Consider the following 25,595-nt stretch of genomic DNA (forward strand, 5'->3'; position numbering starts at 1 on the left):
CTTGCTTCCTCTACATCTTTTTTATCTTCTAAAGTTATTCTATCTGGTAAAGCATTAATCTTATTTATTACACCTTCTGCTGCCTTTTTATCAGCCTCATCAACTCCGCCTTGATTATTATCAATTTTGAAAGTATAATCTATATTTTTATTTCCCCAAGTGTAAATTGTTACATAGTATTTGCCTGGATTAACTGTAAACTCATCTTTGCCTTCTCCCTTTGGATAAGCAACACTATTACCATCTTCATCAGTAATATTCCAAGTATATTCTGTTCCCTCTGATTGAATAGTAAAGTTTAATGTAGTTTTTTTACTTACTTCAAAGTAGAATTTATCAGTATAATCTTCAGATAAAGTATCTAAGCTACCACTTATTAGTTCACCTAATTTAATCGGTCCATTAGCTTGTGATTCAGAGTTATTTGGTTCTACTTCTACGTTTGTTCCTGGGACTTGAGTATCCTTTACTTCTATTGTATGAGTTAAAGTATCAGTTAATCCCTTATCATCAGTTACAGTTAAACTTACATCGTAAATTCCTGCTGAACTAAAACTATGGCTTGGATTTACTTGTGTACTAGTTGATCCATCTCCAAAGTTCCAGCTATATCCTACTATTGTTCCATCTGCATCGCTTGATTGAGCTCCATTAAAAGATACTGATTCTCCTACATTAGCTGTGGTTGGAGCAACTATAACAGCTGTTGGTGCTTGGTTTTCTGGAGTAACAGTTCCATCTCCAACTTTTCCTGTTATATCAATTGTGTAAGATCCTGACTTATCCCAGTTATAGTTAACTAAATAGTATTTTCCTGGTTTAGCATTAAATGTTCCAACGGCTGAATTGCCTGTACTATCTTGTTTCCATGCATATAAGTTATTCAAATCATTTTCTGCGTAAACAATCCAGTTCATATCATCTGGAGTCATTCCTGATGTTGTAACTTTAATTTCTACTGGCCCTTCTTCTTTTACTTCAAAGTAGTAGTAATCATTGTCATTTGATTTAGCAAATTCACCACTTACTTGAGTTCCTGCAAATATAGGTCCATTAGCATCAGCATAGTTATTGTTTGGTTCTACTTCTGAAGTAATTCCATTAGTAGCATCCTGTGTTACTGTAACTACTTGAGTTATAGTATTTTCAAGACCTTCAGTATCCTTTACTGTTAAAGTTACTGTGAATTTACCAGGCTTAGCAAAGCTATGTGTTGGGTTTACTTCTGTACTTGTAGTTCCATCTCCAAAATTCCATGCATATGAAGTTATGCCCTTATCATCAGTTGAGCTATCTCCTTTAAATTCTATATTAGTATTTACCTTTGCACTACTTGGAGCTACTATTTTAGCAACTGGTGCTATAGGTTGTTCTACTACTATATTCTTAGGAAGTTTTCCTGTATAAACAACATCGAAAACAAAGTTTCCATTGTTATCCACTCTATGATTTACATAATATGCAGTTAAAGTCTTAAACCCATTCCAAGAATGAGTATCTAATGTTTTAAGATTATTATTTACTACCTTATCCATAGCTGCTTGGTCAGTAAGTTTACCTTGAGATTTTTCACCTACATAAGTTCCTCTAAAAGTAAATGCATTATCAAAATGAGATTTTTGAGTAGTTGTAACTCCATTGCTTAAATTTGCTACAGAGTTTAACTCTTGAACTATACCATTTAAATCTCTTTCTTGTATTGTAGCTAAATAAGCATCTGATACCATTGGAACATCATAGCTATTGTAGTTATCTACTAACTTTTGCATATGCTTTTGATATTCAGCATTTAAAGCTGAATCATTAGACCATTTACTACGTAAAGCATCATAACCAGCTACATCATTATTCATGATTTTACTTATTAATTCATCATAAAGATCTTTTCTATTTTCGTATAAATAGTTTTGGAATGCCCAAGCATAGTTGTACATGTCCCATCCGCTGTCATATGTTGCATTTAAAGTTTTTGATAAACTCCATCTTGCTGATGGGTCTACCCTTAATGTTCCGATCATAGTTTTTCTAACTTTTACACCATCATAACGTGTTGAACCAGCAAATAACTCTGCCCCACCTTCTTCATACCAGTTTAATCTTCCATTTTCATACAACGCTCCTGAACCCCACATACCTGGAACCATGTATCTACCTTGAAGATAGTGAGTAAGCTCATGACGGAATAATTCTTCTAAACTTAAGTAACTTTCTTCTATAGTTCTTTCATAAGTATAGAAAGTACCATCTCCTTCTATATACATACCACCATTATCTACTGATAAATTATTGAATATTTTATTAAATTTATATTCCTTCGGACTATTGTATATAACTACTGTTAATACATCATCAGCATTTCCTTGCTCTAATGGATTATCTCTTCCAATTACTCTGAATAATTGACTTTTAACTTCTTTAAGTGCCCAGTAAAGTCTTTGAACCTTTTCTTCAGTAACCTTATCTCCTGTTTGGAATTGTACTGAGCCATTATCAAAACTGTACTTCTTTGGAAGGTATTTTTGCTTACCTGCTTCTATTATCTTATCTTTGTCTAATAAATTTCCATTAACATCTTTGCTATCATAGTTATAAGATAAAACATTTATTACTTCAAAATATTGTTCACCTAAGTATTCATATAAACTTAAACAGTCTGTTAATACTTGATGACATCTCTTAGGATCACTATGAACTTTACCTAATGTACCCATCATGTATATTCCGTTATTTATTATCCATGCTGTATTAGAGTTAAGTTTTGATGGTCCTAAGTTTGCAACTCTAATAACTTGTTCTATATAGTTATCTATTTTTCCATACCATTGACTCTTTGTATAATCAGTACTTCCTTCATATTTGTAAGAAGAAATATCATATTCTATACTACCAATTATATTGTAGAAAGCTGTACCTTTAGCATTATCAAGTGAATGAATGTCAAAATTATCAACAAAGTCCCTAACAATTGGTATACAATTATTAATTACCTCTACATCTGTAGCACTGTTCCATATTAAAGAACCAACCGCTGCTACCATTTCATCATTTTTAGATGTTCCAAATCTAAAGTTTGAGTTAGCTTGTAAAGCTTTAATAGCTGGTATTACTTTAGACTTTTCTTCTCTAGTTTTTAAATAACTTAAACCAGGGTTATAGAAACCTAAGTAGTAACCTGATCTTAATACTTCGATTAGAGTTGGGATACCCTTATTATCAGTTGAAGTATAAGTTGGAGCCTTAGATTTTATATTATCTATAAGTGCTTGTACACGTTGTTTATCCCCATAGAAAGCTTGGTTACCATCATTGTATACAAATAAATCTGTTATTTGTCTAAAGCTATCTAAATTGCAAACTATATCAATCATTTGATCGTATGGCATTTGTGCCAATTCTGCCATGGTATATTTTGCCGAAATTCTTTCTACTGAATAGCTTTCTACATCTGTTGCTTTTAAAAATGATGGAGTTGTTAAGATAGGCTCCCCGTCCCCTGCTTTATCAACTGTTTCTGACTCTTCTTTAATTGCCAAATCCGCCAAAGATCCTAAAGGTTCTTTCTTATTTCCAAAACTTTGATTTTCCACAACTCTCTTAGGATTTTTAATTTGATTAGCTAATACTATGCTGTTTCCACAAGTAGAAACTAACATAGCTGTACATACTGAACAAAGAACTGCTTTTGAAATTGGCTTTCTTCTAACATTTTTTTCAGATGATTTTTTTACATTTTTCATTAATAATCCCCCCTTGGAATTTACCATGAACCTACCATAAAATAATCTAACAAAAACAAAAAATCATGTTCAAGTCTAAAAGTGTTAAAACCTCACACCTCCATTGTAATTATTTTTATATGCAAACTTTAATTATAAAGTTCATATCATTTTATAGAATCAAATAAATTTTATGAACGCATACATTTTGCCTCTTTCTATTAGATGTTTTTAGCAATATTAACAAAATTACTTATTTTTTAAATTATATTTTAATTAATATAAATTTTATTTATATAAAACACACTTAACTCAAGCATAATATACGTGTTTTATTTGACTTAATTTTCTTAATATTCTAAATATTCATACTCGTATTATACGTTATATCGGTTAACTTTTCAATAATATACCATAAAAACATAATTATTATTATTTTTCATAAATATAATAATAATTAAAATAGCATAAAGGACTATCTCATTATGATAGTTCCTTAAGTTTAACTATATTATAAATATTATTGTATTTATAATATAGTTATCTACTTAATTTACTATTTGTGAGATAGTCCTAATATAATAGAAAGTAACTTTATTTAATTTATTTTATATTATTTAAATAAATTTTTAAACCAGCTAGTTATTTTTCCTTCTGATTTAGCAGTTTGTTGAACAGGCTCATTTTCAACAGCAGCACTTAAACCTACATATCCTGTAGCAGCTTTAGCTCCACTCTTTAAGTTACCTGTTACATTAACAGTATAGCTACCTGCTCCTCCAGCATATTTGTAAACATATAAGTAGTACTTACCTGGTTTTAAGTTAACCTTTGTAGTATCTCCACTTTCATAAGCTATATAATTACTTGTATTGTTAGCTGAATATAACATCCAACTTCCACCTATAGCACTAGACTTATTAACACTAATATTAACATCACCTTGAGTTGTAACATCAAATGAGTATATATCAGTTGTATCATCATAGTCAAAGTATCCTGTAACTGGTACACCACTTGAAATTGGTCCATTAGCTTCTGCAAAGCTATTATTTGGTTCGCTTTCTGCAGTGATTCCTGGTTGTGTAGTTCCACCACCTTGGTTACCATCTACTTTAAATGTATAATCTACATTGCTATATCCCCAAGTGTATACTGTAATATAGTATCTTCCTGGATTAACTGTGAATTCATCTGTAGCTCCTCCCTTTGGATAAGCAACATTGTTTCCCGCAGCATCTTCAATAGTCCAAGTATATTGTGTACTTGCTGATTGAACACCTATGCTGAATGTACCTCTTTGATTTACATCAAAGTAGAATTTATCAGTGTAATCTCCAGATGAAGCATTTAATTTACCTCTTATTGATGCACCTAATTTAATTGGTCCATTAGCTTGTGAAGTTGAATCATTTGGTTCAGTTTCTACAGTTATACCTGTTCCTGGAACCTCTGTGCTCTTTATTTCAATTTCTTGAGTTAAAGTACCAGTTGCACCCTTGTCATCTGTTACAGTTAAAGTTACACTGTAAGTTCCTGCTTTACTAAAGCTATGACTTGGATTTACTTGTGTACTAGTTGATCCATCTCCAAAGTTCCAGCTATATCCTGCTATTGTTCCATCAGCATCACTTGATTGTGATCCTCTGAATGATACAGATTCTCCTACATTTGCTGTTGTTGGAGCAACTATAACAGCTGTTGGTGCTTGATTTGTTACTGCTTTTATTACAACAGACTGTGTTTTAGTAGCAGTTGCACCCTTATCATCTGTTACAGTTAAACTTACAGTATAAGTTCCCGCTTTACTAAAGCTATGACTTGGACTTGCTTGTGTACTAGTTGATCCATCTCCAAAGTTCCAGCTATATGATGCAATTCTTCCATCTGCATCACTTGATTGTGATCCATCAAATAATAATGTTTGTCCAACTGTTCCAGTACTTGGTCCACTTATAACAGCTGTTGGTGCTTGGTTTGCTACTTCTTTTACAGTGATTTTTTGAGTCATTGTAGAAGTTGCACCCTTGTCATCTGTTACAGTTAAGCTTACATTGTAAGTCCCTGCTGCACTAAAGCTATGGCTTGGATTTACTTGTGTGCTAGTTGATCCATCTCCAAAGTTCCAGCTATATCCTACTATTGTTCCATCAGCATCACTTGATTGTGATCCTCTGAATGATACAGATTCTCCTACATTTGCTGTTGTTGGAGCAACTATAACAGCTGTTGGTGCTTGGTTTTCTGGAGTAACTGTTCCACCGCCAACTTTTCCTGTTATATCAATTGTGTAAGATCCAGTCTTATCCCAGTTATAGTTAACTAAATAGTATTTTCCTGGTTTAGCATTAAATGTTCCAACTGCTGAACTACCTGATACATCTTGTTTCCATGCAAATAAATTATTTAAATCATTTTCTGCATATACAAGCCAGTTCATGTCATTTGCAGTCATTCCTGATGTAGTAACTTTTATTTCTACTGGTCCTTCTTCTTTTACTTCAAAGTAATAGTAATCAGTTTCGTTTGCTGTAAAGTTAGCTCTTACTTGAGTACCTGCAAATATAGGACCATTTGCTTGTGTAAAATCATTGTTTGGTTCTGTTTCTGAAGTAATTGCTGTATTAGAAGAACCCCCTCCTGTTACTGTAATTACTTGAGTTGTTGTATTTGTAAGGCCTTCAGTATCTCTTACAGTCAAAGTAACTGTATAAGTACCAGCTTTACTGAAACTATGATTTGGATTTACTTCTGTGCTTGTACTTCCATCACCAAAGTTCCATGAGTAAGAAGCTATGCCCTTATCATCAGTTGAACTATCTCCTCTAAATTGTACAGAAGCATTTACCTTTGCACTAGTTGGAGCTACTATTTTAGCAACTGGTGCTGTAGGTTGTACAACATCTACATTCTTAGGAAGTTTTCCTGTATAAACAACATCAAAAACAAAGTTTCCATTGCTATCTACTCTATGATTTACATAGTATGCAGTTAAAGTTTTAAATCCATTCCAAGAATGAGTATCTAAAGTTTTCAAGTTATTATTTACCATCTTATCCATAGATGCTTGGTCAGCAAGTTTACCTTGTGATTTTCCACCTGTGTAAGTTCCTCTGAAAGTAAATGCATTATCAAAATGAGATTTTTCAGTAGTTGTAACACCATTACTTAAGCTAGCTACAGAATTTAACTCTTGAACTATGCTATTTAAATCTTTTTCTTGTATTGTAGCTAAATAAGCATCTGATACCATTGGAACATCATAGCTATTGTAGTTATCTACTAACTTTTGCATATGTCTTTGGTATTCAGTATTTAATGCTGAATCACTAGCCCATTTGCTACGTAAAGCATCATAACCAGCTACATCATTCTTCATTATTGTACTTATTAATTGTTCGTAAAGATCTTTTCTATTTTCATATAAATAGTTTTGGAATGCCCATGCATAGTTGTACATGTCCCATCCACTGTCATATGTTGCATTTAAAGCTTTAGATAAGCTCCATCTTGCTGATGGATCTACCATCAATGTTCCGATCATAGTTTTTCTAACTTTTACACCATCATAGCGTGTTGAGCCAGCAAATAACTCTGCTCCACCTTCTTCATACCAGTTTAATCTTCCATTTTCATATATTTGACCATATCCCCACATACCTGGTACCATGTATCTACCTTGAAGATAGTGAGTAAGCTCATGACGGAATAATTCTTCTAGGCTTAGGTAACTTTCTTCTGTTGTTCTTTCATAAGTATAGAAAGTACCATCTCCTTCTATATACATACCACCATTATCTACTGATAAATTGTTAAATACTTTATTTAATTGATATTCCTTTGGACTATTGTATATAACTACTGTTAATACATCATCAACATTTCCTTGCTCTAGTGGATTATCTCTTCCTATTACTCTAAATAATTGACTCTTAACTTCTTTTAAAGCCCAGTAAAGTCTTTGAACCTTTTCTTCAGTAACTCTATCCCCTGTTTGGAATTGTACTGTTCCATTGTCAAAGCTATATCTCTTTGGAAGGTACTTTTGTTTACCTGCTTCTATTATCTTATCTTTGTCTAATAAATTTCCATTAACATCTTTGCTATCATAGTTATAAGATAATACATTGATTACCTCAAAATATTGTTCGCCTAAATATTCATATAAGCTTAAACAATCTGTTAATACTTGATGACATCTCTTAGGGTTGCTATGAACTTTACCTAATGTACCCATCATATATATTCCGTTATTTATTATCCATGCTGTATCTGCATTAAGTTTTGATGGTCCTAATTTTGCAACTCTAATAACTTGTTCTATATAGTTATCTATTTTTCCGTACCATTGACTCTTTGTGTAATCAGTACTTCCTTCATATTTATAAGAAGAAATATCATATTCTATTCCAGCAATTATATTATAGAAAGCTGTACCTTTAGCATTATTAAGTGAGTAAGTATCTAAATTATCTACAAACTCTCTAACTATTGGCAAACAATTATTGATTACCTCTACATCTGTTGCACTGTTCCATATTAAAGAACCAACAGATGATACCATTTCATCATTTGTAGCTGTTCCAAATCTAAAGTTTGAGTTAGCTTGTAAAGCTTTAATTGCTGGTAATACCTTTGATTTTTCTGCTCTAGTTGATAAATAGCTTAAACCAGTATTATAAAATGCTAAGTAATAACCTGCTCTTAACACTTCAATTAAATTTGGTATTCCTTTATTATCACTTGAAGTATAAGTTGAAGCTTTAGATCTTATTCCATCTATAAGTGCTTGCACACGATTTTTATCACCATAGAAAGCTTGGTTACCATCGTTGTACACGAATAAATCTGTTATTTGTCTAAAATCATCTAAACTAGCAACTGTTTCAATCATTTGATTATATGACATTTGTGATAATTGAGCCATAGTATAATTAGTAGCTATTCTTTCAGCTGCAAAACTTGCTATATTTGACTCTGTTAAAAATGTTGGTGTTGTTAATTCTGGTTCCCCATCACCAGCTTTATCAACTGTTTCTGATTCAGCTTTAATTACTGAATCAGCTAATGACCCTAAAGGTGCTTTCTTGTTAGCGACATCTTGATTACTTACTACTCCATTAGGATTGCTAATTTGAGAAGCTAATACTATACTATTTCCACAAGTTGAAACTAACATAGCTGTACATACTGAACAAAGAACTGCTTTTGAAATTGGTTTTCTTCTAACAATCTTGTCAGATGATTTTTTTACATTTTTCATTAATAATTCCCCCTTAATAATTGAAACTTTACAACAATAATTAAATTTTCACCCTAAAATTAACCTAACAAAAACAGTAAAAAATTCATTTAAGATTTAACGTTTTACTAAACTCACCTCCTAAATAATAATTTTAAGAATTTTTAGTTAATATTTAAACTTTAAATATAAAGTTTATAGCATTTAGTATAAATTTTTGCTAAATAAAACAATTTTCTAAGCAATGTTCATAGTATGTTTTTTTATTTAACTATTTTTCCACAATATATCACAATTTAAAATAGCTTTCAAATTATTTCATTCTACATTTTTTTCGCTGAATATTTCAAAAAATAAAGATGAAGTATATATTTTTTTATTTTTTGATTAATATACACTTCATCTTTATGGATTATACTGAATTTTCTGAATATTTTCAAGATAAATTATGTTTTTTACCTTATAATGATAATTTTTCCTTAAAACTTAAATTTTTCTACACAACAAAATCAACCCAACATTATCCCTTATTGGGTTTTTAGCACTTACTATATTATATTTCGTAACTTATACTCACATACTTAATTATTGATAACATTATACTATACTTTTATTTATTTTTCAATATATATACACAATAAAGCATATATATTCTTCTTGTATTTAATATTTATACTTTCTTGATTTTACATTAACAAAAGACAAGTTACCCTTCCCTTATATATTTTATATGTGTTTTAGTTATAACTCAACAATATATGAAAATATTACTTAATACATTGCTTTTTAATTTTTAATACCCCATTTTCACTATCAATTTATGATTATATAAACATTTGTATTTTATTTATACAAATATACATTATCTCAATTTATAATTCACAATATACTATATCATACTTTATAGTGACTTATACTTATCTATATATAAATATTTTAGTAAACTAAAAGACTACCTTATATAGTTATTATATTAAGTAAGAATATCATAAACTCACTGATTTTTATGATTTATAACCTAATATTTTCATTTATACAAGATAGTCCTTATTTAATTAATAGAAAGTAAATTTATAAAATCTTTTTTATTATCTAAATAAATTTTTAAACCAGCTAATCATATTTCCTTCTGATCTGCTAACTGATTTATCCTTTTCATTTTCTATTGCATTTAATCCTACATATCCCATAGAACCTTGTGCACCACTGTTGCTTTTATTAATTCTAAAGTTATAGTCAATATTGTTATAACCCCAAGTGTATATTGTTACATAATACTTACCTGCTTCTAATGTAAACTCATCTGTAGCTCCACCCTGTGGGTATGCAACATTCCTATCATTCTCATCTTTAATATTCCAAGTATATTCTGAGCTTGTTCCTTGAGTACTAAAGTTGAATGTAGTCCTTTCATTTACATTAAAGTAGAATTTATCAGTATAATCTCCAGAGTTAACATTTAATGCTCCTCTTATATCTACACCTAGCTTAACTGGTCCATTAGCTTCTGACTCTGAATTATTTGGTTCTGATTCTGCAATTATACCTGGATTGCTTGGAGTAACAGTTCCGCTTCCAGCTCCTCCAACATTACCTTTTATATCAATTTTGTAAGTTCCAGTTTTGTCCCAGTTGTAATTAACTAAATAATATTTTCCTGGTGTAGCCTCGAATTCTCCAACTGCTGCATTTCCTTGTACATCTTGTTTCCATGCATACATATTCTTCAAATCATCTGCTGAATAAACAGACCAATTCATAGCATCTGGAGTCATTCCTGTTGTTGTAACTTTTATTTCTACTGGACCTTCTTCTTTTACTTCAAAGTAATAATAATCCATTTCACCTGTCTCATCAAAAGCACCACTTACTTGAGTTCCAGCAAATATAGGGCCTGTAGCATCAGCATAACTATTATTTGGTTCTACTTCATAAGTAATTCCATTAACAGCATCTTGTGTTACTGTCACTACTTGAGTTACTGAATTTTCAAGACCTTCATTATCTTTTACTGTTAAGCTCACTGTATATTTACCAGGTTTGCTATAAGTATGGATTGGGTTCATTTCTTTACTTGTAGTATTATCTCCAAAATTCCATTCATAAGAAACTACACCCTTATCGTCAGTTGAAGTATCTCCTTTAAATTGTATAGCGGTATTTACTTCACTTGATTCTGGAACTACTATTTTAGCAACTGGTGGTTCAGGTTGTTCTACCACTATATTCTTAGGAAGTTCACCTGTATAAACAACATCAAAAACAAAATTCCCATTGTTATCTACTCTATGATTTACATAGTATGCAGTTACAGTTTTAAATCCATTCCAAGAATGAGTGTCTAATGTTTTAAGATTATCATTTACAATCTTATCCATTGATTCCTTATCTGCAAGTTTGCCTTGAGATTTTCCACCTGTATAAGTCCCTCTGAAAGTAAACGCATTATCAAAGTGAGATTTTTGAGTAGTTGTAACTCCATCTTTTAATTTAGCAACAGAGTTTAGCTCTTCAACTATACCATTTAAATCTCTTTCTCCAATTTTAGCTAGGTAATCATCTGATACTAATGGAACATTATAACTCTTATAATTATCTACTAATTTTTGAATATGTCTTTGATATTCATTATTTAATGCTGAATCATTGCTCCATTTTTCACGTAAAGCATCATAAGCAGCTACATCATTCTTCATTATTGCATTTATTAATTCATCATAAAGATCTTTTCTATTTTCATACAAATAATTGTGGAATGCCCAAGCGTAGTTATACATATCCCATCCACTGTCATATGTTGCATTTAAGGTTTTAGATAAACTCCATCTTGATGCTGGATCTACCATTAATGTTCCAATCATAGTTTGTCTAACTTTTACACCCTCATAACGTGTTGAACCAGCGAATAACTCTGCTCCACCTTCTTCATACCAGTTTAGTCTTCCCTTGTCATATAAATCTCCAGAACCCCACATACCTGGTACCATATATCTACCTTGAATATAGTGAGTAAGTTCATGACGGAATAACTCTTCCAAAGTTAGGTAGCTATCTTCAGTTGTTCTTTCATAAGTATAGAAAGTACCGTCTCCTTCAATGTATAATCCACCATTATCTACTGATAATTTATTAAACACGTTGTTTAACTTATATTCCTTTGGACTGTTATATATAACAACTCTTAATATATCATCAGGATTTCCTTTTTCTAATGGAGTATCACTTCCGATTACTCTAAATAATTGACTTTTAACTTCTTTTAATGCCCAATAAAGTCTTTGAACCTTTTCTTCTGAAACCTTATCTCCTGTTTGGAATAATACTGTTCCATTATCAAAACTATAAGACTTTGAAAGATACTTTTTCTTACCATCTTCTATTATCTTATTTTTATCTAATACATTTCCATTAACATCTTTGCTATCATAGTTATAAGATAATGTATTTACTACTTCAAAATATTGTGCTCCTAAATATTCATATAAGCTTAAACACTCTGTTAATACTTCATGGCATCTCTTAGGATTACTATGAACTTTTCCTAGAGTACCCATCATATATATTCCATTATTTATCATCCAAGCTGTCTCTGAGTTAAGCTTTGATGGTCCTAGTTTTGCAACTCTTATAGTTTGTTCTATATAGTTATCTATTCTTCCGTACCATTGACTCTTACTGTAATCAGAATCCTTTTCGTATTTTAAAGAAGATATATCATACTCTATACCTGATAATATATTATATAGAGCTGTACCCTTATCATTATTAAGAGAATAGCTATCGAAATTATCAACAAAATCCCTAACAATTGATGTACAGTTATTAATTACCTCTACATCTGTAGCACTATTCCATATTAAAGAACCAACAGCTGATACCATCTCATCATTTTTAGCTGTTCCAAGTCTGAAGTTTGGATTAGCTTGTAAAGCTTTAATTGCAGGTATTGCCTTTGATTTTTCTTCTCTAGTTGATAAGTAACTTAAACTAGGGTTATGGAATCCTAAATAATAACCCGCTCTTAATACTTCAATTAAATTTGGTATTCCCTTATTATCAGTTGAAGTATAAGTATAAGCCTTAGATCTTATAGCATCTATAAGTGCTTGTACACGATATTTATCAGCATAGAAAGTTTGGTTACCATCATTGTACTTAAATAAATCTGTTATAAGTCTAAAATCACTTAAGTTACAAACAGTATCAACCATTTGTCCATAAGACATTTGTGATAATTGTGCCATAGTGTAAGTTGTAGACACATTTTCTTCCGCATAATTTTCTACATTAGCTACTCTTAAAAATTCTGGAGTTGTTAACTCAGGTACACTTTCTCCAGCTTCAGTTACTGTTTCCACCCCTTCTTTATCTGCTAAATCTGATAAAGAACCTAAAGGTGCTTTCTTCTTTTCACTACTTTCTCTTAGCACAACCCCGTTAGGAACTTTAACTTGAGAAGCTAGTACTACACTGCTTCCACAAGTAGAAACTAACATAGCTGTACATATTGAACAAAGAACTGCTTTTGAAATTGGTTTTCTTCTAATATTTTTTTCAGATGATTTCTTTACATTTTTCATTAATAATTCCCCCTTAGAAGTCACTACAATTTCCCCCAAAACTAACCTAATAAAAACAGTAAAAAACTCACTTAAAAATATAAAGTATTACTAAGCTGCCCCCCTCTTTCATCATTTTCATAATTTTCAGTTTTTTATTTAAACTTTAAATTATAAAGTTTATAGCATTTATATGAATTTTTTATTTAATAACATAAATTTTTGTATATTTTTTTATTAATTTTTTTATTTAATTTATTTTTTCACAATATATCACAGAATTTTATAGCTTTCAAATTTTTCATTCTACATTTTTTTCATTTTTATGCTTCAAAAAACTTTATATGTAATATATTCACTTGTTTTTTTAATAATATTCCTGTTCCTTTACTTGCTAGTTTAATTTTTCAGACTATTTTTCTTGCTTATTACAATTTTCATTTGTTAAGGATAGCTTTACCTTTAAGACCTAACTATCGATTTAAATTTAACTATTAAAATAGATGTTTTTAAACTTGCTTATTATTCTATTAATTAAATCAAAGCTATTCTATTAAATTAACGCACTTAATTAATTTAGTACTAAAAATCAAAATAACCAAATCTTTATTTCTCTTAGTTTTTAAAAATTTTATACTTTTACTTATAAATAAATTTTATAAAATGTAGTTTTTGTTTTTACTTTATCTAGTTACTACTTCATATATTCAATTTTGACTTTCAATTTATCTATTTTATTTATTTTATACCTCTATTTATTTTTAATTTAATTCAATTTATTTTTTTATTTATAGATAAAAAATTTTATTTATTTAATTTCTTTTACTCCTTTATTACTTATAGTTATTTAAATATTACCGACATTAAATTTTTTATACACTCTATTCATCTAAGCTTAACCCAACTAATTTTTATGTGTTTCCCACATATTTATTCCTAATTTTTATGCATTTTATAAATATTTATCTATATAAAATCATATATTACTTTTATGATTAATATTTATATTTTCTTTGCTAACTTACAAAATGCTTAACACACTTAGAAGTTAATCCTCTTTTACTTCGATGTAATTCTTGTTTCACTATATGGAGATTAGATTTTTAATGAATTTACATTTTAACTTTGATTTAGATATTTAGATTTGATTTAGATTTAAAATGAAAAACTTTTTACTCTATACGTATAATACACATATATATTTTTTCTACTAAACAACATTCATTATATTTATTATGTACCATTCATTTTAGAATAAACATAACCATTATTAGGAATTTAAAATATTAATTATATCTTTAATATTCTAAAATCATAATAAAATATGAACATATAAAATTAAAAGTCCATAGGATTTTCTTTTTCTTACTCCTATGGACCTTTACTTTCATTAATTTATATTTAGTTCAAATATAATTATATTCTTTAAGATTTTTATTATTTTCTAAGTAAGTCTAATCTTAAAGCCACGTTTTCTTTTTCTATAGCTCTCAATCTTTGCTCATATTGTGCTTTACTCATTCTTAAAACACTATCATATGTTGATACGATTTTAATCAAATAATTTATAGTTTCTTCTAGCTTACTTAAATCCATTACATTTTTACTCTTAAATTTCCACCTGAATGTTCTCTTATTTTTTTGGGTTCTCTCTCTTATATATCCTAAATCTGTACTGAAGTTATTTATAAATTTTACTTTATCAAAATTACTTAAAAGAGCATCTACGTATAATGGCTTTATACTCTCTATAAATTCTTCATCTATATAACTTTTTTCTTCCAAATTATTTTTAGCTACTTCTACAACATTTTGAAGTTTTTTATTATTTTCTTCTTTTAATCCTGGAAGTTTATTAAATAATTCACTTAACTGTGCAGCTTGAGGAACTTGTTTTTCCACAAGAATCTCTAATCCATGTAGACATTGCTCAAATTCCCTTTTTTCTCTCTCAATATCAGCTTCACTTTGTATTGCTTTTACTAAAGAGCTTCTACTTTCATTATCACATAAAATCTCACCATAATAAAATATTCTTGCCAACTTATCAATTATTTGCTTATTATCTACAAGTTCATCATTTTCATTTATATATAAAACCCCATTATTTCCTTGAGATAACTTTTGTAAATTTTTAGATTTAAACTTTACTTCTCTATATGTATTTCCATTAAGTTTAGCATTCTTAGACACATATATTGCCTCTCCAAACTTCTTATGCTTTTCTAATTTTTTCTGTAGTTCCACAGATGCAGTTTCATAAAAACTCATAACATGCCTCCATATTTTATATTTATGAAATTTTCTAAATATTTTCGTAATATTATTTTATCATAGCTACTAGGTACTGTATACTGTTAATTGAATACTTAAGTTTCACTTATATAATTCATATTAATATCTATACTATATAATTAATCACATTATCTCTAGCACAACAAACTTCCTAAAGCTATTGAATATATTTTTGATTTTTCTGAATCAGCTCTAGATACTAATACTATTGGACATTTAGCTCCCATAATTACTCCAGCATTTTCAGCCTTTGCAAAATAACTTAAAGCTTTTCCTAATGCATTTCCCACCTCTATGTTAGGAACTAATAAAATATCAGCATCTCCTGCAACTTCACTTGTAATCCCCTTATGTTTAGCTGCTTCTATGCTAATAGCATTGTCTAAAGCTAAAGGACCATCTATAATACAATTCTTTATTTGATTTCTTTTACACATAACTGTTAAACTTGCAGCATCTAAAGTGTTTTCCATAGCCACATTTACATTTTCTACAGCTGCTAATACAGCAACCTTAGGTTTTTCTATGCCTAACTTATTAGCTAAAAACACAGCATTATTTATTATGCTTATTTTCTCTTCTAATGTAGGATTTAATATCATTCCTCCATCTGTTAAAAATAAAAGCTTATGATAAGTACTGACACTATAAAGCATAGTATGTGAAAGAACCTTTTCTTTTCTAAGTCCATATTCTTTATTTAGAACTTGTCTTAATATATCAGAAGTATTTAACATACCCTTCATAATAAAATCTGCTTTTCCTGAGCTTACTAATTTAACTGCCATTTTAGCACATTCTACATTATCTTTTTCATTAATTATTTCTATATTATTTAACTCTAAATTTTCTTTTTTGCATATTTCTAATATTTTCTCTTCATTTCCAACTAAAATAGCATTTATCACATTTAACTTTACAGATTCAACTATAGCTTTAATAACAACTTCATCATGTGCTGCTGCTACAACTAATGTTTTCTTATCCCCTTGTTGTGCCTTTACCATAATATCTTCAAAACTTCTCATAAACCTTTTTCATCTCCCCATTAACTATTAAGACATTCTATTTTTAAATATATACTTTAAAATATTAAAACTTCCCTTTAATCCTCACTTAAACTTTATCATTCTAATATGGATTATAAAGATAGTTAAATTTATTTAGTTCACTTTATATATGAGATTAAAAATATTAGTTACTTTCTAAAAACTATATATTTAAAATGGGGCTAACTTTGATTTAATTCTATAGTAATTAAATCAAAGTTAGCCTACTTATAGTTTAAATTATATAATTTTTAGTTATCTCTATCATATCTAGACTAACTATCAATTATTATATCTATATTTTTCACAAAATGACTTTCAATATATTTATCTCTTATTATTAAATAAATATAACTATCTAGATAATTAATGTAAAAAATATATACAATTAATTAGTACTTACATATTATTTGTTTTTATATATTATTCTTTCATCTATATCCTTAATTGATTTACATCCTGTTAATACCATAGCAGATTTTAAATCGCTCTTTATTGTGTCTATATATGTTTTTACACCTTCACTACCATTTCCAAAGGATGCAGTTACAAAAGGTCTACCTATTAATACACCATCAGCTCCTAAAGCTAACATTTTTAATACATCTACCCCTGTTCTTACTCCACCATCAGCTAAAACAGTTATTTTACCCTTAACAGCTTTAGCTATCTCTGGTAATACCTCTGCTACACCTGGTGTATGATCTAATACTCTTCCACCATGATTTGATACAACAATTGCACTTACACCTGCTTTAACAGCTAATTTAGCTTCATCTGGTGTCATAATTCCCTTTAGTATGAAAGGTAATTTTGTGCTTTCTACTATTTGCTTTATATCTTCTAAAGTCTTTGGCATAACTGGTTTTCCATGTAATGCTAATGTAAGTAATCCACAAGCATCAATATCCATTCCTACTGCAAAAGCTCCAGCAGCCTCAGCCATTTTAATTTTCTTTATAACATTAGAATTTTCCCAAGGTTTTATAAATACGATACCTCTTCCATCATGCTTCTTTAATTGTTCTAAGTTTGTTGTTAAAAATGAATCTACTGCCGTATCTCCAACCATAGGATATACTCCACTTTGAAGACATCCATCAATTACCCAAGATATATATTCTTCTTCAGTAAATTTTCCACCCATATTTAAAGTTGTTCCTGAAACAGGAGCTGCAAATACAGGAATACTCATATTCTTTCCGAATAATTTCACTTCCATATCTGGGTCCTTAGCATCATGAATTGTTCTCATATTTAATTTTACTTCATCTAAGGAATCATAGTTAATTGTAAAGGCTTTTCCTGTTCCCTTACCGCCCATACCTGGAACTTCTCCTGCACATGTAATACCATTGCAAGCCTTACACACTCTACAACTTCCATTAAGATTTTCCTTTGCACTCTTTAATACTTCATTATAATTCATAGGTTTCCCCTCCCAATTACTATATATATTAACACATACAAGTTGTATCTCACTTAATATGTACGTATATTATGCTTTCATATATTATCCATTATAAATCAAAATCTAAAATATTTCTTTAAATTTATCCCTTATTTACAGAAAAATAATTAAATATAAACTATTTAACCATATTATTTAAATGCTCTATAAAATTTAACTCATTAAAAATTTTTATTCCATTTCTATGTAATAACTCTGCTGTTACTCCATTTCCTCTTACCTTGTTTCCTTTAAAACTTCCATCGTATATTTCTCCATATCCACAGGAAGGACTTTTACTTTTTAATATTGCATACTTAACATTATAAAGCTTTGCTATCTTTAAAGCCTCTTCTGCTCCCTTTATAAAATTCTGAGAAACATCCTCCATTTCATTATCAATAACTCTACACTTTTTACTTAAAACATCTTCACCACTTCCACCACATATTTCACTGCATTTTCTCGGAGTTGCCATCCCCCCTAATTGTTCAGGACAAACTATTATAGCTTTATTTTCTTTAACTAACTTTTCTATATCCACACAATAGTTATCATCTCCATTATATTTACACTTAACCCCACATAAACAAGCACTTACTAATATCATTTTTCCCTCCAACTATAGAATTAACTTTTTTTATTCCTTCATAAAAATATCCTTATAACCCTTAATAGCAAATTAAAGTAATTAAGTCGAATTATTTAACTACTTAATTTTACTCGCATTTTATCTAAGTTATACATTGCACTACCAAATTGAACTACTTTACGTGTATAACTTAAATGCTTGAATGTACTTAGATTTCATAGGTTTTATCTAAGTACACAAATCAACTAACTCTTTGGTTGTTTTATGGTTATGAATTTTCCTTAGTAGAATATTAATAAATCCTAAGTCTTATTACTTCTTTTTAAACTCTAGAAAAGGGGAAATGTCCTATGATTCCATGTGACATTCCCCCTAAAATTGTTAATTCATATTTACCTACTCCAATAAGTAGCATAGATTTATTTCTACCTTTAATTTAAAGTATTAAATAAGCATAGCTATAAATTATTTTAATTCTGCAACTGTAACACCTGTTCCACCCTCTGCATAACTTCCTATTCTAGAAGTCTTAACATGAGGATGTCTTCTTAGCATTTCAGTTATAGATTTTCTTAATACTCCAGTACCTTTTCCATGTATAATTGTAACTTCACCTAAACCTGCCATGTAAGCATCATCTAAGTATTTGTCTGTAACATAGACAGCTTCCTCGGAATCCATGCCTCTAAGGTCTATAGAAGTATCTACATTGGCCATTTTTAATTTTAATTCCTTTTTAGCCTGCCTTCTTTCATCCTTAGTTGGTTTAGCACCTTCTATCTTTCTTAGGTTTTCAAGTTTAACATTAATTTTCATTATACCAGCTTGAACTTGAACTTCACCCTTTTTATCAACCTCTGAAAGCACTGTAACCTTTTGGTTTAATGTCATAAGTAAAACTTCCATTCCTGGAGTTACTTTTTCTAATTTTATACCCTTATCCTGCTCTTGAATCAATTGTTTTTCTTCAATGCTATTTAGCTTACCCTTAAGTTTTTGTTTTTGTTCTTCTAGCTTTTGACGTGAAGTAGAATATCCTTCACTTTCAAGCTTCTTAACTTCTTTAATTATCTCATCAACTTCTACCTTAGCATTTTTTAAGATTTTTTTAGCTTCGATTTGAGCCTCTTGCATTATTTTCTCTCTTGTATTCTTAAGTTTATCAAACTTCTCATCATATTCTAACTTAGACTTTTGAAGTTGATTCTTTAAGTTTTGAGATTCTCTAGCATTTTTCTCAGCTATTATATTCTTTTCTTGAAGAGTTTTAATTAAGTTTTCAAACTCTAAGGTATCCTGTGATATATTTCCTTTAGCATCTTCAATTATATAAGATGGCAATCCTAATCTTCTAGATATCTCAAAGGCATTTGATTTTCCTGGAACTCCTATTAATAATCTATAAGTTGGTCTTAAAGTCTCCACATCAAACTCAACTGAAGCATTTTCTACTCCAACAGTTTTTAAAGCATATCCTTTAAGTTCACTATAGTGAGTTGTAGCTACTATTCTACATCCTCTTTTTCTAAGATTCTCAAGTATAGAAATTGCAAGAGCTGCCCCTTCAGTTGGATCTGTTCCTGCTCCAAGTTCGTCAAAAATAACTAAAGAACTTTCATCTGCATTATCAATTATATTTACTATATTAGTCATATGAGAAGAGAAGGTTGATAAGTTTTGTTCAATACTTTGCTCATCCCCAATGTCTGCAAATACTTCTTTGAAAAATGCAACTACTGAATTCTCTCTAGCTGGTATTAATAATCCACTTAATGCCATTAACTGAATTAAGCCTATAGTTTTTATAGTAACAGTCTTACCACCAGTATTAGGTCCTGTTATAACTAAAGAATTAAAATCATTTCCTAAGTAAAAATCATTAGCAACCACCATATCTCTGTTAATAAGAGGGTGTCTTGCTGCAATAACATCTATTATTCCCTCATCATTTACAACAGGTTTTACTGCGTCTAATTCTGATGCATATTTAGCCTTACCAAAGATAAAATCAAGTTCCCATATTATATTAGCGTTAGTTTCAACTTGCTTTATATTATGGTATATTTCTCTTGATAACTCTGATAAAATTCTTTCTATTTCAGCTTTCTCTTTTAGCTTCAATTCCTTTATTTCATTATTTAAATTAACTAAACTCATAGGTTCAATAAATAATGTAGCACCAGAGGAACTTTGATCATGTACAAGCCCTGGAACTGAACCCTTATGTTCAGCCTTTACAGGTATAACATACCTATCCCCTCTTATTGTATAAAGGTTCTCTTGAAGATAAGATGAATTAGCTCTAACTAAAGAATTAATTTTATCCTTAATTGAGCTATTTTTATCTTTTAATGCTTTTCTTAGAGAGTATAATTTTTCACTTGCTCTATCTGAAATTTCATCATCACCAATTATAGCATTGAATATTTTATCCTCTATTCTTTTTAACGGAGTTATTCCCTCACATATATCCTCTAAAACTCTATATCCTTCTTCCTCTTCTTTATGAGAAATATATTCTGTGAAACTTCTAGAAGATCTTAATATCTGAGCTATTTTAAGTAATTGCTCAGGTATTAGTGTAGAACCCTTTCCAGCTCTACTTATAGCTTCTCTTACATCATATATTCCCTCAAAAGGCGCTGCACCTTTTTTAATAATTAATCTAAAAGCTTCCTCTGTCTCTTCTAGATGTTCCTTAACCTCATATAAATTATCATAAGGTTTAAGTTCTGTGATCAAGTCTTTTGCAGCACTTGTATGCACATATTTCTTTAAATTCTCTTTTACCTTATTAAACTCAAGTACTCTTAAGGATTTTTCATTCATTTAAAATCCACCTATCTTTCCAATATATTTTCTTTTCTACTCTATACCTCTCTTATAATGACCTCTTGTGTATTTCTTATCTTCATTATCTAAGGTTCCATTTATAAATCCGCTTAAAACTTCCCTAGCTTCATTGTAATCCTCAGCAATAAAATCTATTCTAAATGCATCTATATTATTTTTCTTAAGTTCATTAATATATGGATAAAGATTAACTGGTACACTATTATATATATAACTTCTACAAGATTTATCTACATCAAGAATGAATTCTTCACCCTTACGATCTCTAAGTAGATAAGTATCTTTAGCACAAGCACCCTTGCAATTTTCTTTTTTAGACTTTCCACCATATATGGAACCTATAGGACAATACTCTGAAACCATAAGTTCATATCTTCCATATATGACTACTCCACAAGAATTCTCAGGTGACTTTTTACCTATATTTAAAAGTTCACTTCTATTTAGCTCGGCACTTAAATACATACCATTTATTTTTTCACTAAAGAATCTATGAGCAAAGGTATTTAAAACATTATTTTTATAATCACCATATATTATTGTTTTACCTAAAAATCTATTGATTATGCCCATATTTCCTGTGATGATTCCTTTAATTCTGTGAAGATTTTTTTCTATTTCTAAGGCAATCTTATGAATTTCCTTATCTCTTATTATATTAGGAACTTTTAAATATAAATTTTTGATCTTCACATTATCTAAGTCCACATTGCCTCTCATATTGAATATATTAACAGCTACATTTTCAATATTCAATTCCTCTGCTGCCTTTAATTGTTCTGCTCTTTGAAGGGTCACCATTAAACTTGGCATATTTTGTTCTGCATATGTAGCTTCAATATTTTCAGAAGAAAGATCTTTTAAAACTCTTTTGTTTTTTTCTTTTATTCTATTTTCAATTTGTTCTATAATATTTCTTCTTATTTCATTTACAGCTGAAACGGGAACAAAACCATCCTCAAAGTGTAAGAACTCTATTTCGTCTATCTTTAAAGCAGTATCTCCTGCTTTGCAAATATTTTTCACTATCTTTTCTTTCTCTAAAGGTTTCTTTAATGCCTGTTGAACTATTTCTCCTTCAGCATAAAATGTTTCTTCGTTAAACTGAGTTCCTATTACCATTGGACTACCTACTTTAAAAGTAAAGTTAGCTTTTAGAGGTATTTTTTTCTCATAAGGATGCTTATAGTATTGTGACAATTCCATTAACAACTCATTATCTGAAGCTCTATAAAGAATATCATTAGCTTTATAATTACTTGGTTTTAACTTAACTATATCACCAACATTAGCCTTCTCTACTTCTTTTCCATTCAGTAGAATTTTACTTACTGTAAATCCACCTTCTTCTATACGTATACCGTCCTTTAACCCAATAGGCTCTTTAAGCAAAATGCTTCCATCTTTATTGGCTTTACCAAGATATACACCTGTGTTTCTTGGAGTTTTATAAGCCATCATATCCTTACCTACATTCCCTAAAAGATAAGCCTTAGAAAATCCTTCTCTATTGAATAACTGAGTAAGTTTTCTTTTTTCCTCTTCTAAATTGAATTCAGTATTATTATAATAGCTATCAATTGCTTTTCTATAAATTGATACTACTCCAGCAACATATTCTGGTCTTTTCATTCTTCCTTCAATCTTAAGTGAAGATGTACCACTTTCTATTAACTCTTTAATATTTTCTATAGTGCATATATCCTTAGGGCTCATGATATATCCATCTCTTTCAACCTTGGTATTCTTACCATATAAAGTGTATGGTAGTCTACAAGTTTGAGCACATCTACCACGGTTACCACTTCTACCACCAAGTATACTACTCATTAAACATTGCCCTGAGTAACAAACACATAAAGCTCCATGTACAAAAACTTCAGTTTCTATTCCTAAATCCTTAGAAATATAATCTATATCTTCGATACTAAGCTCTCTTGATAGAACAATTCTTTGGAATCCTAGATTCTTTAAAAGTAAAGCTCCTTCTCCATTATGTATGCTCATTTGCGTAGATGCATGTATTTCAAATTCTGGGATACATTTTTTAATAAGATATACAAGTCCTGTGTCTTGTATAATTAAAGCATCTACCCCTATTCTATATAAAAACTTAGCATATTCTAAAGCTTCTTTTATTTCTTTATCCTTTAAAAGAGTATTTATAGTTATATATACCTTAACACCATAATCATGACAATATTCAACGGCCTTTATCATTTGCTCATCATCAAAGTTATTAGCATATGCCCTAGCTGAAAACTTACTACCTCCTAGGTAGATAGCATCTGCTCCGCTTTGAACAGCAGCTATAAGACTTTCAAAGCTTCCTGCTGGAGCTAATAATTCTATTTTATTCATTGGACACACTCCTAAAAATCATTTTAATATCATTATACAATATATTTTGCCATATATTAAGATTATTAGCCAAAATAAAAAACTCTAGCACACTATATGTAACTAGAGTTTCATTTTAACTTTCTTTTATTCATAAATATATATATCAATTTTTATAAATACCTATTTCAAATTAATATTTCTACACTGTTTCACAAACCTCTTTATATATACTATATATATTTTCTCCAAATTTATCCCAACTATATTCTTCTAATATTCTAGTACTTAACTCATCAGGCTTCTTTAATTTTTTACTAAACTCCATAGCTCTTTCTAAACTTCCCAAATCATATGGATTAAAATATATAGCATCCTCGCCTAAGTACTCCTTTACACATCCTTCACTACTTGCTATTATTCTGCATCCAGTAGCAGCAGCTTCTAAGGTTGAAATACCCGGCAACTCTCTAAAACCAGGGGCAACGTATACGGTAGCAAACTTATATGCATTATATAAATTGTAACTATCAACAAATCCAAAGTATTTAACATTTTCATATTCCATACATTTTTTAAAATACTTTTTATCTGTGATACTTCCTATCATAACAAAATCAATATTTAACTTATTACATAGCTCTGAAAGTGCCAATTGGTTTTTAATTTCACAAATCTTTCCTACACATAACACGTAATTATTCAAATCATATCTATCCTTAAAATTGTATAAAGGCACATCTGTACTTTCTACAGCAACACCACTATACACTACCTCTAAGTTTCTCTTTATATTAAAATCTCTTTTAATTACCTTTTTTTCAATTTCACTACTTACAAGGATTTTCTTTGCTCTTTTTAAAATCTCATTTCTATAAGGTCTACAACCCTTCCACACACTTAGTTCATCCTTCTTAGAGCTAAATTCATAATACTTAGTCATTGACCAATAATTAGGAGTTATAACTATTGGCTTTTTATAAGAATATGCTATTTTATAATATTTATAAGCCTCTCCCGCATTATTCAAATCGAATAAATGAATAATATCATACTCTGAAAAATCACATATATCCCCAGTGTTTATGTCAGCTTCAACCCCTATAGACTTGAAATATTTATATAATTTTATAGCCTGCAAAGAATCTGCTGCAAAGTTTCTATAATAATCCCCTCTTACACATAATAATACCTTCACTACTCTCCTCCTCCTAATAAAATCCCTTTATTTAATTTAAAATCTATGCAAATAATTACATCTTTATAACTTTTAAATTTACAATTCTAATTTTATATATTTTAAAATAAAGAATATAAATTACAATTATCAATAATTATAGCTATACTTATATAAAATACTAACTGTAAAAGTTAACTTTAATCCACTACACAGACCTGAGTATTCTTAATAAAGATAAATATTAATAGTTACCTTTATTATTAAATAAGGCACCCTGTTGATAACTGTAAAAACATTTTTTTGATTTAAGTAAATTTTA

The 25,595-nt window shown here is 29.5% G+C and carries 10 protein-coding genes; all 10 read right to left on the reverse strand.

Features of this window, described 5'->3' with window-relative positions; translation table 11 throughout:
- Positions 1-3,737 (reverse strand): collagenase (locus BUA48_RS06380; RefSeq protein ID WP_072831231.1); only part of this gene is annotated, 3,737 nt, incomplete at its 3' end.
- Between the two features lie 592 nt (positions 3,738-4,329).
- Complete coding sequence (locus BUA48_RS06385; protein ID WP_072831232.1) at positions 4,330-8,979, reverse strand: PKD domain-containing protein; 4,650 nt, start codon at positions 8,977-8,979, stop codon at positions 4,330-4,332.
- Positions 8,980-10,046: 1,067 nt separating this feature from the next.
- Complete coding sequence (locus tag BUA48_RS06390; RefSeq protein WP_143147676.1) at positions 10,047-13,538, reverse strand: collagenase; 3,492 nt, start codon at positions 13,536-13,538, stop codon at positions 10,047-10,049.
- Positions 13,539-14,954: 1,416 nt separating this feature from the next.
- The gene (locus BUA48_RS06395; RefSeq protein WP_072831234.1) at positions 14,955-15,788 is read right to left on the reverse strand and encodes a hypothetical protein; all 834 of its coding nucleotides are present in this window, start codon (positions 15,786-15,788) and stop codon (positions 14,955-14,957) included.
- A 158-nt stretch (positions 15,789-15,946) separates the two neighbouring features.
- Positions 15,947-16,840 carry a bifunctional enoyl-CoA hydratase/phosphate acetyltransferase gene (locus tag BUA48_RS06400; RefSeq protein WP_072831235.1) on the reverse strand — a complete coding sequence of 298 codons (894 nt, stop codon included), beginning with the start codon at positions 16,838-16,840 and terminating at the stop codon, positions 15,947-15,949.
- A gap of 427 nt (positions 16,841-17,267) precedes the next feature.
- Entirely contained in the window at positions 17,268-18,290 is a 1,023-nt protein-coding gene (locus tag BUA48_RS06405; protein ID WP_072831236.1) for an alpha-hydroxy-acid oxidizing protein, read from the reverse strand.
- Positions 18,291-18,450: 160 nt separating this feature from the next.
- Positions 18,451-18,921 carry a 2-thiouracil desulfurase family protein gene (locus BUA48_RS06410; protein WP_072831237.1) on the reverse strand — a complete coding sequence of 157 codons (471 nt, stop codon included), beginning with the start codon at positions 18,919-18,921 and terminating at the stop codon, positions 18,451-18,453.
- Positions 18,922-19,368: 447 nt separating this feature from the next.
- Entirely contained in the window at positions 19,369-21,732 is a 2,364-nt protein-coding gene (locus BUA48_RS06415; RefSeq protein WP_072831238.1) for an endonuclease MutS2, read from the reverse strand.
- A 36-nt stretch (positions 21,733-21,768) separates the two neighbouring features.
- Positions 21,769-24,117 carry a U32 family peptidase gene (locus tag BUA48_RS06420; RefSeq protein WP_072831239.1) on the reverse strand — a complete coding sequence of 783 codons (2,349 nt, stop codon included), beginning with the start codon at positions 24,115-24,117 and terminating at the stop codon, positions 21,769-21,771.
- 181 nt (positions 24,118-24,298) lie between these two features.
- Positions 24,299-25,294 carry a glycosyltransferase family 4 protein gene (locus BUA48_RS06425; RefSeq protein ID WP_072831240.1) on the reverse strand — a complete coding sequence of 332 codons (996 nt, stop codon included), beginning with the start codon at positions 25,292-25,294 and terminating at the stop codon, positions 24,299-24,301.
- Positions 25,295-25,595 lie beyond the last annotated feature (301 nt).

It is taken from the genome of Clostridium collagenovorans DSM 3089 (assembly GCF_900130005.1).
Taxonomy (GTDB): domain Bacteria; phylum Bacillota; class Clostridia; order Clostridiales; family Clostridiaceae; genus Clostridium_D; species Clostridium_D collagenovorans.